The organism is Segniliparus rugosus ATCC BAA-974 (assembly GCF_000185725.2).
In the GTDB taxonomy this organism is placed as follows: Bacteria; Actinomycetota; Actinomycetes; order Mycobacteriales; family Mycobacteriaceae; genus Segniliparus; species Segniliparus rugosus.
Genome location: NZ_KI391953.1, coordinates 1810117 through 1824372, shown reverse-complemented (window position 1 = coordinate 1824372; position 14256 = coordinate 1810117). Strand labels below are relative to the sequence as shown.

General features: G+C 69.5%; 12 protein-coding genes. 8 read left to right on the top strand and 4 right to left on the bottom strand.

Annotated features, from left to right (window positions below; genetic code table 11):
• Window positions 1-3 precede the first annotated feature (3 nt).
• The 4 genes from HMPREF9336_RS08945 to egtD all read left to right on the top strand — a co-directional run bounded on the left by HMPREF9336_RS08945 (window position 4) and on the right by egtD (window position 5009).
• Window positions 4-1686, top strand: coding sequence for a nitrite/sulfite reductase (locus HMPREF9336_RS08945; protein WP_007471070.1), 1683 nt, complete (start codon window positions 4-6; stop codon window positions 1684-1686).
• A 16-nt stretch (window positions 1687-1702) separates the two neighbouring features.
• Window positions 1703-2416, top strand: a complete 714-nt coding sequence (locus HMPREF9336_RS08940; RefSeq protein WP_007471067.1) for a phosphoadenylyl-sulfate reductase — start codon at window positions 1703-1705, stop codon at window positions 2414-2416.
• 314 nt (window positions 2417-2730) lie between these two features.
• Window positions 2731-4035: an ergothioneine biosynthesis protein EgtB gene (egtB, locus tag HMPREF9336_RS08935; protein ID WP_007471064.1), complete on the top strand. Its 1305-nt coding sequence runs from the start codon at window positions 2731-2733 to the stop codon at window positions 4033-4035.
• Window positions 4035-5009: an L-histidine N(alpha)-methyltransferase gene (egtD, locus tag HMPREF9336_RS08930; RefSeq protein WP_007471062.1), complete on the top strand. Its 975-nt coding sequence runs from the start codon at window positions 4035-4037 to the stop codon at window positions 5007-5009. The genes egtB and egtD overlap by 1 nt, the downstream gene beginning before the upstream one ends.
• 550 nt (window positions 5010-5559) lie before the next feature.
• Here egtD and HMPREF9336_RS08925 read toward each other — a convergent pair.
• The 3 genes from HMPREF9336_RS08925 to HMPREF9336_RS08915 all read right to left on the bottom strand — a co-directional run bounded on the left by HMPREF9336_RS08925 (window position 5560) and on the right by HMPREF9336_RS08915 (window position 7652).
• Window positions 5560-6339, bottom strand: a complete 780-nt coding sequence (locus HMPREF9336_RS08925) for an isoprenyl transferase (protein ID WP_007471060.1) — start codon at window positions 6337-6339, stop codon at window positions 5560-5562.
• A complete protein-coding gene (gene recO, locus HMPREF9336_RS08920) occupies window positions 6340-7083 on the bottom strand; it encodes a DNA repair protein RecO (RefSeq protein WP_007471059.1) in 744 nt (247 codons plus the stop codon).
• 62 nt (window positions 7084-7145) lie between these two features.
• Window positions 7146-7652 (bottom strand): hypothetical protein, encoded by a 507-nt coding sequence (locus HMPREF9336_RS08915; protein WP_007471057.1) that lies wholly within the window; start codon window positions 7650-7652, stop codon window positions 7146-7148.
• A 90-nt stretch (window positions 7653-7742) separates the two neighbouring features.
• Between HMPREF9336_RS08915 and HMPREF9336_RS08910 the strand changes: the two genes are divergently transcribed.
• From HMPREF9336_RS08910 to HMPREF9336_RS08895, 4 genes are all read left to right on the top strand, one after another.
• A complete protein-coding gene (locus HMPREF9336_RS08910; RefSeq protein ID WP_021030388.1) occupies window positions 7743-9257 on the top strand; it encodes a multicopper oxidase family protein in 1515 nt (504 codons plus the stop codon).
• A 27-nt stretch (window positions 9258-9284) separates the two neighbouring features.
• Window positions 9285-9839 carry an isochorismatase family protein gene (locus HMPREF9336_RS08905; RefSeq protein ID WP_007471053.1) on the top strand — a complete coding sequence of 185 codons (555 nt, stop codon included), beginning with the start codon at window positions 9285-9287 and terminating at the stop codon, window positions 9837-9839.
• A 297-nt stretch (window positions 9840-10136) separates the two neighbouring features.
• Window positions 10137-12215: an ATP-dependent DNA helicase gene (locus HMPREF9336_RS08900; RefSeq protein ID WP_021030386.1), complete on the top strand. Its 2079-nt coding sequence runs from the start codon at window positions 10137-10139 to the stop codon at window positions 12213-12215.
• Window positions 12216-12311: 96 nt separating this feature from the next.
• A complete protein-coding gene (locus HMPREF9336_RS08895; protein ID WP_021030385.1) occupies window positions 12312-13601 on the top strand; it encodes a phthiocerol/phthiodiolone dimycocerosyl transferase family protein in 1290 nt (429 codons plus the stop codon).
• Between the two features lie 144 nt (window positions 13602-13745).
• Here the strand turns inward: HMPREF9336_RS08895 and HMPREF9336_RS17500 are convergent, their stop codons facing one another.
• On the bottom strand, window positions 13746-14252 hold the full coding sequence (locus tag HMPREF9336_RS17500) for a hypothetical protein (RefSeq protein ID WP_156920329.1): 507 nt from the start codon (window positions 14250-14252) through the stop codon (window positions 13746-13748).
• Between the last annotated feature and the right edge of the window lie 4 nt (window positions 14253-14256).

Below are 14256 nucleotides of genomic sequence, written 5' to 3'. Positions count from 1 at the left end.
CCGATGTCCGAAGCGCCCAGCCCAGCACGGCCCCGTCCGCAGAAAACCCGCGACGAGGGCCAGTGGAAAGTGAGCGGGCAGACCCCGCTGAACGACAACGAGCGGATCAAGCAAGAGGCCGCCCCGCTGGGCGTTCGCGAGCGGATCGAGCAGATCTACGCGAAAGAGGGCTTCGACAGCATCCCCAAAGAGGACTTGCGCGGACGATTCCGCTGGTGGGGCCTCTACACCCAGCGCGAGCAGGGCTACGACGGCACGTACACCGGGGACGACAACACCGACCTTCTCGAGGCGAAGTTCTTCATGCTGCGCATCCGCAGCGACGGCGGGGCGCTGAGCCTTGACCAGCTGCGGACCATCGCGGCCATCTCCACCGAGTTCGGGCGGGACACGGCCGACCTCTCGGACCGGGAGAACGTGCAGCTGCACTGGATCCGCGTCGAGGACATGCCGGAGATCTGGCGGCGCCTGGCGGCTGTGGGCCTGGACACCACCGAGGCCTGCGGCGACTGCCCCCGCGTCATCCTCGGCTCCCCGCTCGCCGGCGTGGCCGAGGACGAGGTGGTCGACCCGTCCTGGGCGATCCAGGAGATCAAACGCCGCTACATCGGCAAGCCCGAGTACCAGAACCTGCCGCGCAAGTTCAAGACCGGCATCACCGGGCTGATGGACCTGCCGCACGAGGTGCAGGACGTGGCGTTCGTCGGCGTGGTCCACCCCGAGCACGGGCCGGGCTTCGACCTGTGGGTCGGCGGCGGGCTCTCCACGAACCCAATCCTCGGGCAGCGCGTCGGCGCTTGGGTGCCCGCGGCGGAGGTCCCCGACGTCTGGGAGGGCGTGGTGAGCATCTTCCGCGATTACGGCTACCGCCGACTGCGCGCGAAAGCCAGGCTGAAATTCCTGGTCAAAGACTGGGGGGTCGAGAAGTTCCGCCAGGTCCTCGAAGAGGAGTACCTCGGCCGGGCGCTCGTGGACGGGCCCGCCCCCCCGCAGGTCCCCACCCGCGACCACGTCGGGATCACCCGGCAGAAGGACGGGCGCAACGCCGTCGGCTTCGCCCCGATCGCGGGCCGGGTCTCCGGCACGATCCTCGCCAAGGCCGCCGAAGCCGCCGCCCGCGCGGGGTCGGACAGAGTCCGGTTCACCCCGTATCAGAAGTTCATCGTCCTCGACGTGGCGGACGAGCACGTCGAAGCGTTGATCGACGAGCTCGAGCCGCTCGGGCTCAAAGCCCGCCCCTCGATCTGGCGGCGCAACCTCATGGCGTGCAGCGGCATCGAGTACTGCAAGCTCTCTTTCGCCGAGACCCGCAAGCGGTCCCAGGCGCTCGTCCCCGAGCTCGAAGCCCGGCTCGGGCATCTCGACGACCAGATCGACTCCCCGATCACCATCAACATCAACGGCTGCCCGAACTCCTGCGCCCGGTCTCAGATCGCCGACATCGGCTTCAAGGGCCAGATGGTGAACGACGACGGGGAGACCCCGGTGGAGGGCTTCCAGGCCCACCTCGGCGGGAGCCTCGGCTTCGGCCCTGACTTCGGCCGCAAGCTGCGCCAGCACAAAGTCACCACGCACGAGCTGGGCGACTACATCGAGCGCGTGGTGACCAATTACGTGAAAAACCGCGCCGAGGGCGAACGCTTCGCCGACTGGGCGCGGCGGGCCGAGGAACAAGAACTTCGCTGAAAGTGTTGAGGTGGACGTGACGACTGCGACGACCGAACAGAAAGAACACGACCGGGAACTCGCCGAGCGCGGCGCGCGGGAGCTCGCGGACGCCTCTGCGGAAGAGATCGTCCGGTGGGCGTTCGAGCACGTGGACGGCAAGATCGCCGTCGCGTCGAACATGCAGGACGCGGTCCTGGTCGACGTGGTCACGAAGGTCAAGCCGGACGTGGACGTGATCTTCTTGGATACCGGGTACCATTTCGCCGAAACGCTCGGGGTCCGCGACGCGGTCCCGCTGGTCTACCCCGAAGTCCGCATCGTGAACCTCGCCCCCCGGCTTTCCGTCGCCGAGCAGGACGAGGCGCTCGGCAAAGACCTCTTCGCCCGCGACCCCGGCGAATGCTGCAGGCTGCGCAAAGTCGTGCCGCTCACCGACGGCCTCGCGAACTACCGGGCATGGATCACCGGCATTCGCCGTGTGGAGTCCCCCACCAGGGCGAACGCGCCGAAGGTGACCTACGACGACGCCTTCGGGCTGGTGAAGTTCAATCCCATCGTGATGTGGGACGACGAGGAGTTCGCCGCCTACGCGAACCAGCACGGCGTGCTCGTGAACCCGCTCGTGGAGGAGGGGTACCCGTCGATCGGCTGCGCGCCGTGCACCCACAAACCCCTTCCCGGCGCGGACCCGCGCAGCGGGCGTTGGGCGGGGTTCGCCAAGACCGAGTGCGGCCTCCACCAGGGCTGAGTTTTCCTCGGCCCGTTCGACGGCCTTGTCGTTCGCGGCTGGCGCGCGGGCAAATTGACGCAGTCGCCGCCGGTCCTGCATTTTTCGCAAACCGGCTGCTCTGTGGCGGCGTATTCGCCCCTGCGCCGCGAAGCGGCATGGGGTGATGCTGACGGCGTACGAATGGGGCCGGGCGCTCCGGCAGGAGACCATCTCGCGCGAATCTCACCTCCTGACTAGGCATGATGTGTTCTGCGCCATAGATTCAAGGATCGTTGTCAGTGATCGCGTGTAGGGTGAATTCCAGACGGAAACCTGGCGAGAAAGGCCAACGCATGTCCTTCACCGAAAGCCCGAGCGTCCGCGTCCACCCGACAGGCATGGAAGCTCCACCAGTCCAGGCGGGACTCGTCGAGCGGTATCGCACGGTGCGCGACACGACCGAACAGCTCGCCGAACCGCTCTCTCCCGAAGACCAGACCGTGCAGTCCATGCCGGACGCGAGCCCGACTAAATGGCATCGCGCGCACACCACCTGGTTCTTCGAGACCTTCGTGCTCCTGCCCCACTGTCCGGGCTACCAGGTCTATCGCGACGACTTCCAATTCCTCTTCAACTCGTACTACGAGGCGGTCGGCCCCCGGCACGAGCGCAACCACCGCGGCATGATCACCCGGCCGGGGATCGGCGAGGTCGCCGCGTACCGGCAGACGGTCGACGACGCGATGACAGCCTTCCTGGACTCCGAGGCGGGAGCCCGGCAGGAGATCGCAGAGCTCGTCGTCCTCGGGCTCAACCACGAGCAGCAGCATCAAGAGCTCCTGCTCATGGACATCAAACACGCGCTTGCCGCGAATCCGCTCAAGCCCGCCTACCGCAACCTCCCGGACGGTCCCGGCTTCCGGAACGCCTCGGGCCGGACGGGGCCCCAATGGCTGGCGCAGGAGGGCGGCCTGGTGGAGATCGGCCATGCGGGCGAGGGGTTCCACTACGACAACGAGGGCCCCCGGCACCGAGTGTGGCTCGAGCCCTACCGGATCGCCGACTCGCTCGTCGCCAATGCGGATTGGCTCGAGTTCATCGCCGACGGCGGGTACCGCCGCCCGGAGCTGTGGTTGTCGGACGGCTGGCGCGCGGTCCAGACCGACGGGTGGACGGCCCCGCTGTACTGGGAGCAGGACGCGGACGGCCAGTGGCTGCAATTCAGCCTCCACGGGCTCGCGCCGGTCCGCCCGGAGGAACCGGTGAGCCACGTGAGCCATTACGAGGCCGACGCGTTCGCCCGTTGGTCGGGCAAACGGCTGCCAACCGAGTTCGAATGGGAGCACGCGGCGCGCGCGGCGGGATTCGGACCGGATCTCCGCCGCCACGTCGGGCTGCGCCCCTCAGCCGCCTCGGACGGGCAATGGCAAGGGCAGGTGTGGCAGTGGACCGCGAGCCCGTACGTCGGCTATCGCGGCTACGCGCCGCCGGAGGGGGCCATCGGCGAATACAACGGGAAGTTCATGTCGAACCAGATGACGCTGCGCGGCGGGGCGTGCGTCACCCCGGTCGGGCACACCAGGATCACGTACCGCAATTTCTTCGGCCCCGCCTCTCGCTGGCCGTTCACCGGACTGCGGCTGGCGGAGGATATCTGATGCCTCTCTACACCGAATCGGTCATCACCCACACCCAGCTGCTGCTGCAGGACGACTTGCGCGCCGGTTTGCGGGCGGACGTGCTCGCCGGGCTTCGGGCGGAGCCGAAGCAGATACCGCCGAAGTGGTTCTACGACCAGCGCGGCAGCGAACTGTTCGACGCGATCACGGCGCTGCCCGAGTACTACCCGACCGAAGCGGAGCGCGCGGCGTTGCGCCTCGCGGCGGAGGAGATCGCGGAGCTGTCCGGCGCTCGGATGGCCATGGAGCTGGGCTCTGGCTCTTCCGATAAGACCAGGACGCTCCTCGACGCGTTGCGGCCGGGGCGCTACGTCGCGTTCGACGTGAGCGAGTCCGCGCTCGACGGCGCGGCGGGCGGCCTCACCCGACGCTATCCAGGCATGCAGGTCGACTGCGTCGTCGGGGACTTCGACCGGCATCTCGGGTTCCTGCCGGACGGCGAGGACCGCATGCTGGTCTTCCTCGGCGGGACGATCGGCAACTACGCGCCAGGACCACGGGCCGGGCTGCTCGCCGCTATGGCCGCCACACTGCGTCCTGGCGAGACGTTGCTCCTCGGCGCCGACCTCGTGAAAGACTCCGGAAGGCTCGTGCGCGCCTACGACGACAGCGCGGGCGTCACCGCCGCGTTCAACCGCAACTTGCTCTCGATCCTGAACCGAGAGCTGCGGGCGGACTTCGATATCGACGGGTTCGAACATGTCGCGCTGTGGGACGCCCGGAACGAGTGGATCGAAATGCGACTGCGCGCCCTCCGGGCGCAACGCGTGCGAGTCGAGGATCTCGACCTGACCGTGGAATTCGCCGCCGGCGAGGAGCTGCACACCGAGGTGAGCTGCAAGTTCCGGCGCGAAGGAATCGCGGGCGAACTGGACGAGGCTGGTTTCTCGACCATCGGCTGGTGGACCGACCCGGACGGCGATTTCGGCCTCACGCTCGCGCGCAAGCGCTAGGCGAACGCGTTCGGCCCCCGAGCGCCGGGAACCGTCGTTTTGTCGTTCGCGGAGAATATGACCGGGCGCTATCCAGAAACTCGGATCGAAGCTCCCCGCCGGGGAAATCACCGCGAAGGCCGCGCTGTACGCCGGCAAATCGCTGAGCATCGCTCCTGCGGGCTGGCGGGAAAGCCAGACGCGGGGATACCTCCTACGAGCCCCGCGAGTGGGAGAAACGGCTCTGCCACCACCGAGCCAAAACCCGCAGCAGATGACAAGACGCACAAAACCCGAAAGAGCCGTCACACGGACGCCCCTGCCTGCGAGGAGCACGCCACCGTCCCCGGCTGATATCGCCCGCCTGGTGTCGTGGACGGCGCTCGAGGGCCAGCTCGTTCCTTCTGGGCAGATCTCGTTGTGCGAAATCAAGTACTGAACCTCGACCACGCCCATTTCATCGGGCGCCGCCGCGCCCTGCGCAACAGGTACGGAACGCGCAAGACCAGCAGTGCGCCAACGCGCGGAGCACACCACGAGTTTGATTCCGGGATCTGCGGCTCGGCCGTCCTCACGCCTTGCCGAAGCGACGGTTGCGCCGCGCGTACTCCTCGCACGCCGCCCACAGGTCGCGCCGGTCGATGTCGGGGAAGAGCTTGTCCTGGACCACAAGCTCCGCGTAGGCGGACTGCCAAAGCAGGAAGTTCGACACCCGCATCTCGCCGGACGGGCGCAGCATGAGGTCGACGTCCGGCATGTCGGGCACGTAGAGGAACTTGCGCAGCCCTTCCTCGGTGAGCTTGTCCGGGTTGAGCTTGCCCTCCTTCGCGAGCGCCCCAATCCGCGAGGCGGCGTCGGCGAGCTCGGCCCGCGCGCCGTAGTTCACGCACATCACCAGGTTCATCTTCGTGTTGCGCTTGGTGAGCTCCATGGCCGATTCCAGTTCGGCGATGACGCTGCGCCAGAGCCTCGGCCGCCTGCCCGCCCATCGGATGCGCACGCCCAGCTCGTGCATCTCGTCGCGGCGGCGGCGGATCACGTCGCGGTTGAAGCCCATGAGGAATTTGACCTCGCTCGGGCTTCGCGACCAGTTCTCCGTCGAGAACGCGTACGCGGAAAGCCACGTGACTCCGATCTCCAACGAACCGTGGACGAGGTCCATGAGCACCGACTCGCCGCGCTTATGCCCCTCCGTGCGGGGCAGGCCGCGCTGCTGCGCCCACCGGCCGTTGCCGTCCATGATGAGCGCGACGTGCTTGGGCACGGCTCCGGACGGCAGCTGCGGCGGACGAGCGCCGGAGGGATGGGGGTCGGGACCGCGCGAGCCCGTCTGCGATGAAGAGATACGCACCTATGAAGCCTCCGCCAAGCCTTCCACGAGCGAAAGCGTGCGCAACTGGTATTCCAGATGGCACTGCAAGTGCGCGGCGGTCAGACCGCTCGCCTGGGCCCGCGCCGCCGTCGAGGCCGCCGCCGCGTCGTCCCAACGGCCTTCGGCGAGCGCCGCCATGAGATCGAACACCCCCAGTCCCGGCGTGCTCGAACCGGGCGGACGGCACAAGGGGCACACGACGCCGCCCGCGCGGGGGTGGAAAGCGCGGTGCGGGCCTTCCTTCCCGCATCGGGCGCAGTCGGCGAGCGCGGGCATCCATCCCGCGTGGCCCATCGCGCGCAGGAAGAACGCGGCGAGGATCAGATCGCGCGGCTTCTCCCCCTTGCGCAGCGCGGCCAGCGCGCCCCTGGTGAGCGTGTGCAGCTGCCCGGCGGGCGCGCCTTGGGGGCCGGCCAGCAGGGTCGCGGTCTCCAGGATCGCGCAGCCGGTGGTGTATTTCCCGTAGTCGGCGGTGATCTCCTCGCTGTTCGCGTCGAGGGTCGCGGCCTGCGTGATGACGTCGAGGCTGCGCCCCTGGTAGAGCTGCACGTCGACGCAGCTGAACGGCTCGAGACGGGCTCCGAACTTCGACCGGGTGCGCCGCACCCCTTTCGCCACCGCGCGGACCAGGCCGTGCTCGCGCGTGAGCAGGGCGACGATCCGGTCGGCCTCGCCGAGCTGGTGGTTGCGCAGCACCACGCCGACATCCCGATACGACTTCACCCGGCGATTCTCCCATCCGGCCCGCGAAAATCCGAGGAGGCGCGGGGCGGTTCCTCGAACGTTCAGTCGTCGGCCGCCACTACGAGCGCCAAACTCCCCTCGACGCGGTCGATCAGGACGAACTCGTGAAAACCTCCCACGCTGCCGACCACCCAGCCCCAGTCATGCTCCGCGGCCGGCCTCAAATCGGCCAACCGATAGCAACTCGTGGCGCTGCTGATCAGCGGGTACACCTCTCGCTCCAGCTGGCCCTCGCACACCTCGGACAACGACACGTACCGCTCGACCCATGCCCGGAGCGCCGATTCCACCGCCGAGCGGCCCAGCGGCTCGAACACCTCGACGCTCAGGGCGCTCAGCCGATACGGGCCGTGGAGCGTCTCCATGTCCAGGTTGCCGGAGCCCGCGTAGCTGTCCCGGTAGCGCACATGCCGCAGGAGCAGGCCGAGCGCCGCCCTGTCGTCCACGTCGCCGGGCAGCGCGAAGAGCTTCGCGTGGACCCAGCAGCGTCCCCGGCGGAAATTGACGAAAACCTTTTCCCGGTACACGAGCCTTTCCTCTGGCGACACCGCCGCAGCATAGCCCGCCTCGCCAACCTTTTCCGAAGTCTTTTCACAAGCACATATACCCCCATAGGGTATATGTGCTATCGTGGTCCCATGCCCAACCTCTTGCGAAAGCCGATGACCAGGCGGACATTCGCCACCACTGTCTCGGGCGGCCTCGCCGCGCTCGCCGTCGGACAGACAACCGCCTGCGGCCGCCCGCCGACGAAGCCGACGCTCGCGGAAGCGGTCGCCGCCGCCGAAGCCGCGCGTCCGCACACCGGGCGCACCGTCACCGCCTCGCTCACGGCGGGCTCCGCGAGCGTGGATCTCGGCGGCGTCGTGGTGAACACCCTCGCCTACGGCGACAGCCTGCCCGGGCCGCTCATCCGCACGAATGCGGGCGACGAGCTCGCCGTCACGCTGGCCAACCGGCTCGACCGCCCCACCTCGGCCCACTGGCACGGCCTCGCCCTGCGCAACGATATGGACGGGGCCGCCCCCGCGACCGGGAACGTGGCGCCCGGCCAATCGTTCGTCTACCGGTTCTCGACCCCGCATCCGGGCACGTACTGGGCGCATCCGCACACCGGGGTCGACGCGGACTACGGCCTGTACCTCCCGGTGGTCGTGGACGACCCCGCCGAGCCCGGCGCGTACGACGCGGAGTGGATCGTCGTCCTGGACGACTGGACCGACGGGGTCGGCAAGAGCCCGAAGCAGATCTGGGACGGGCTGCGGACGATGTCCATGCATCACATGCCGGGCATGGACATGTCCCACATGCACATGTCGGGCATGGGCGGGATGCGCAGCGACCTGCTCGGCGGCGACGCGGGCGACATCGCCTACCCGTACTACCTCGTCAACGGCAAAATCCCGGCCGCGCCGACCTCGTTCTCCGCCAAGCCTGGCCAACGCGTGCGGATCCGGCTCATCAACGCAGGCTCGGACACCGCGTTCCGGGTCGCGCTCGCGGACCACGCTATGACCGTCACCCACACCGACGGTTTCCCGGTCCGCCCTGCCGAGGTCGACGCGCTGCTCCTCGGCATGGGCGAGCGCTACGACGTGGTCGTCACCGCCAAAGACGGGGTGTTCCCGCTGGTCGCGCTCGCCGAGGGGAAGAACGCCTACGCGCGCGCCGCGCTGGCCACCGGGTCCGGGGCGCTTCCGGCCCCGGACTTCCATCCGGCGGAGCTGGACAAACGCGTGGGCACGGCCACGATGTTCGCCGCGGCGGACTCGGTCGATTTGGGGCCGGGCAAGCCCGACACGTCGCTCGCCGTCACGCTCACCGGTTCGATGACGCAGTACGACTGGGCGCTGGACGGCAAGCGCTACCCCGACGCGGCTGCGCTGCGCATCCGCCAGGGGCAGCGGGCTTCGCTCGTCTTCGACAACAGCCGGACGACGATGTGGCACCCGATGCACCTGCACGGGCACACCTTCCAAGTGATCAAGCCGGACGGCTCGCGGGGCCCGCGCAAGGACACCGTCGTCGTGCTGCCCGGCCAGAAGGTGGCGGCGGACCTCGTCGCCGACAACCCAGGCACGTGGATGCTGCACTGCCACAACACCTACCACCAGGAGGCCGGGATGATGACCACGCTGGACTACGCGCTCTAAGGGCGAAAACGGCGTAGGATTCGCCGCATGGCAAGCGCGTTGGTGGTCGTGGACGTGCAGAACGATTTCTGCGAGGGCGGAGCGCTGGCCGTCGCCGGGGGGACCGCCGTCGCCTCGGCCCTCGCAGAACTGCTGCGCTCCCCCGCCGGGTACGACTTCGTCGTCGCCACCAGGGACTGGCATATCGACCCCGGCGCGCACTTCTCCGAGGAGCCGGATTACGCGGGCTCCTGGCCGCCGCACTGCCGCGCCGAGAGCCCCGGCGCGAGGCTGCGCCCCGAACTCGACCGCGTGCGCTTCGCCGAGGTCTTCGACAAAGGGCACTACAGCGCGGCCTACTCCGGCTTCGAGGGCGTGAGCGCGGCGGGCGCGAAGCTCGGCGACTGGCTGCGGGAGCGGGACGTCGGCCCGGTGGACGTGGCCGGGATCGCCACCGACTTCTGCGTGGCGGCCACCGCCCTCGACGCGGCGCGGGCTGGATTCGAGGCCCGCGTGCTCCTCGCGTACTGCGCCTCGGTCCGACCGGACGGCGCGGCCGAGGCGCGGCGAAGGCTCGAACCTTCCGGCGTCGTCTTCGCTTGACCTGAGCGCGCACGGGTGTACGATGGCGGATGAAGGGCCTGGAGGCCAGTGTTCCAGCACCGACCCCCAGGTTGAGCGGCTAACTCCCGTTCTTCGTGATCACGCGGATTATCACCATGGTGAACACCAAGACCAGCGAAGTCGCCGCCAAGACGAAGAGTCCTTCCAGAACATCGATCATCTTGACTCCCTTCACTCAGCTCAGCCGCCTCAACGAGGCGGCTGAGCTATTTTCGGCCCGCCTTGTGACGAGCGCTTGATGAGCGTAGGCGCGGGGGCTGACAACATTCGGGCCGTATGCCGTACGCTTGTTCGGTGGCCAAGGCGGAACCGGTGAACAAGCTCCTCGACCTCGCGGTGGGGCATCTCGGCGGGGCGAAACGCGAGCCGCAAGTCGTCATGGCGAACGCGGTCGCCGAGACCCTCCTCGGCAAAAAGGTCCTCGCGGTGCAAGCTGGCCCCGGCACCGGGAAATCGCTCGCGTACCTCGTGCCAGCCATAGCGCACGCCGTGCGCGCGGGCGAGCCGGTCGTCGTCTCCACCGCGACCATCGCGCTGCAACGCCAGCTCGTGGACCGGGACCTGCCCGCGCTCAGCGCCGCGTTGGCCAAACACCTCGGCCGAGAGCCGACGTTCTCCCTGCTCAAGGGCAGGGGCAACTACCTGTGCCTGCACAAGCTCACCGCGCCGACGCTCGACGAGCCCGATGCGGAGGCTCCCCCGGCAGGCGGAGGGCTCTTCGACGCTGAGCCGCCCTCGGGCAAAAAGGCCGCGCAGCCCAAAACTTCGGCGCAGTCCAATTTGGGGGCCGAAGTCGCCCGGATCACCGCATGGTCCGATCAGACCACGACCGGCGACCGCGAGGAGCTGCGCCCAGGGGTGAGCGATCGCGCTTGGCGGCAGTTCTCAGTCACCCAGGGCGAATGCCTCGGCATGAGCCGCTGCCCCAAAGGAACGGTGTGCTGGGCGGAGAAATCGAAAGCTGCCTCCGCGAAGGTGGACGTGATCGTCACGAACCACGCGATGCTCGCCATCGACCTTTCCGGCCAGAACTCGCTCCTGCCCGAGCACACGGTCGTGGTCGTGGACGAGGCGCATGAGCTTGTGGACAACGTGACTTCGGTCGCCGCCGGGGCGACCGGCTCCGGACCGGTCGCCATCGCCGCGCGGCGCTGCGGCAAGCTCCTCCCCGACGAGCTCCGCGCCAGGCTGGAGACCGCCGGCGACGCGCTTGGCTCGTTCATCGCCGAAGCCCCCGAGGGGTTCTGGCGCCAGGCTCCGGACGGAGCGGTCGGAGCGGTGACCGTGCTGCGCGACAGCGCGGCCACCGCGCTCACCAGCCTCAGCGCCCTCCCGAAAGCGGACAACGCCGTGGAGACGGCCACCCGCCTCTCGGCCATGACCAGCCTCGAAGACATCGTCGGCGTCTGCGACCGGGTGTTGAAGGTCTTCGCCCAAGAGGATCTCGCAGCCCGGCACGAAGCGGTGTGGACCACCGCGCCGCCGAGCAAAGACTGGCGGGAGAAAGAGCCGCCCAACCTGCTCCATGTGGCCCCGGTGACAGTGGGCGGCCTGTTGCGCGAGCGCCTGTTCGGCGAAAAGACCGTGGTGCTCACCTCGGCGACGCTGACGCCGGGCGGCCAGTTCGACGACCTCGCGGGCGATTGGGGGCTCGCGGGCGCGGCTTCGGTCTCCTGGTCCTCGTTGGACGTCGGGAGCCCGTTCGCGCACAAAGAGTCCGGCATCTGCTACATCGCCAAGCATCTCGCCCCGCCCGGCCGAGACGGCGCGAGCCCGGAGCAGCAGGACGTCCTGCGCGAGCTCATCGAGGCGGCGGGCGGGCGCACCCTGGGCCTGTTCTCCTCCTTGCGGGCGGCGCAGGCCGCCACAGAGGCGATGCGCGAAGCGCTCGACACCCCGGTGCTCTGCCAGGGCGAGGACACCACCGGGGCGCTGATCGAGACCTTCGCAGGCGATCCCGCGACGTCCCTGTTCGGCACGCTCTCGCTCTGGCAGGGGGTGGACGTCCCCGGCCCGTCCCTCTCCCTCGTGGTGATCGACCGGATCCCCTTCCCCCGCCCGGACGACCCGCTCACCATCGCCCGCACCCACGCCGCGCAGGCGAAGGGGCGCAATGGCTTTCTCTCTGTGTCGGCGAGCCACGCCGCCGTGCTGCTCGCGCAGGGTTTCGGCCGGCTTTTGCGCTCGGTGTCCGACCGAGGCGTGGTCGCCGTGCTCGACTCGCGGCTGGCGACGGCGCGGTACGCCGGGTATCTCAAAGCCAGCCTCCCCCCGTTCTGGGAGACCACCGATCTCGCGGTGACCAAAGCCGCGCTCGGCCGGCTGCGCGAGCAGGCCGAGAAGGGCAACCGCTAGCGCCTGCCCCCGACCCCGCCGGAAAACCCTTCGCCAACGTCCGCGGCCGCGCCTACACTTGCGCACCGGTATCCGTGCGGAGAGGAGCGCGTCTTTATGCAATCGAGGACAATCGCGGCGGGAACATCCTCCGGTCCGGGGTTCCGCCGCCCGTTGTCGACGTTGGAGTCCTGGTTCGCCCTGAGCTCGATGACGATCTGGTACACCGTCGAGGTGGAAGGCCCGATCGACCTCGACATGCTGCGCGAGGCGCTTGGCTGTCTGCGCCGCGAGCATCCTGTGCTCGCCGGGCGGCTCGTCCCCGGCTCGGCCCGACGGGCGGACGGCCTGCCGGAACTCGACCTCCTCGTTCCGGGCGGCTCCGAAGCCGCCGTGCGCCAGGACCGTGCCGGGTCCGTCCTCGCGGACCAGGCCAAAGAGCTCGCGTTCCTCGACGTCGTCCGGAACGGAGACCGCTCGTCGGTCTCTTTCGCGGTGCACCACGCAATCGCGGACGGCAGGCTCGGCTCCTTTTGGCACGCGAGGCTCTGGTCGCATTACACCGATCTGGCCGAAGGCCGCGTCCCCGCCGCCGCGCCCCGGCCCGTGCCGCAGGCCCCCGAAGCCCTGCTGGCCGAACGGGGCTTCGACGCGGCTCCTCGGCCGGACCGGTCGCGGCGGGCCGTCCCGTCCGATCTCCCCGAGCAGACGGCATTCGTGTTCGCCCGCGAACGCGTCCGGCTCTCGACGCGTACGACCGAACTGCTCAAGGCCCGCGCGCGGGCTTTGGGCACGACGGTGCACGCCCTCGTCGCGGGAGCCTGCGTGGTCGCCGAGCGACGCAGCATGCCCTTGCCCGACGACGTGGCGGCGGATCTCTTCGTCGACACGCCCGTGGACGTCCGGCCCCGGTTGCGCCCGCCCGCCCAGCCGTGGGACGTCACGAACGCGCTCGGCAACTCGCCGGGGCTGGTCGCCGCCCGCCCGGACGACGACCCCGCCGCCGTCGGCGCGCAGCTGCTCGGACAGCTCCGGGACGACGTGGCCTCCGGGGCGGTGTACCGGGGGATCCTGCGGTTCACGGAGCTGCTGTGCGGAGATCAGCCGGAGATCCCCCGGATCACCACGACGAACATCGGCGAGGTCGAGCCGATCCGCGCTCCGAGCGGGGTCCGCGTCCACGATTTCCGGGGCTGGACGGAGTTCGACGGCTCCGCCATCGCGGCGTACCTCGCCGCCAACCAGAAGGACGGCCCGCGCGGCCGGTTCAGCTCGCTCTACCTCGTCTACACCTACGGCGGCAGGCTCAGCGTGGAGATCGGGCTGCCCAGCGGGGCCGAGGCGGCCCGCGCCCACGCCGCCGTCCTCGAAGCGCTGCTGGCCGAGGTCGCGTCGGACGAGGGCTGACAGCGGGGATTTCCGCGCATAATCGGCGCGAGCCGAGGAAAACCCATGATCGGAGCTTGCGGCGTTTCCACAGCTCTTCCATGTTGTCTTGCCAGGAATCGCCGATAGGCTGCGGCTGGCAGCTCCACCTGGACTGTCGCCCTTTCAGAGAGGAGCCATCCCATTGACTGAGCTCAACCAGCAAAGAATCGCACGCGGCTTCGTCGGCCTGCTCGGGCTCGCCTCGGCGGGAGCGATCTTCGGCTTCGGCGCGGTCGCGCAGGCCGGGCCGAGCCGAGCGTTGCCGGTCCCGCCGTGTTCGCGCCGCCGCCCCCGCCGCCGGGGCCTGGCGGCCCAGGACATCCTGGCGGCGACCACGGCCGGCCCGGCGAGGAGCACGGCCGACCCGGCGAAGAGCATGGCCGCCCCGGTGACGACCGCGACCGACCCGGCGAAGAGCACGGCCGCCCCGGCGAGGACCGCGACCGTCCTGGCGAGGACCGCGACGACCGCGACCAGCCCGGCGAAGAGCATGGCCGCCCCGGCGACGACGGCGACCGGCCCGGCGAGGACCGCGACGACCGCTGATCTTCGTCGCGTCCCGCGTCGTGTTCCGACGCGACGGCGAGTGCGGCGGGCGGAAGGCCAAAATCCTGGCCTTCCGCCCGCCATTGCG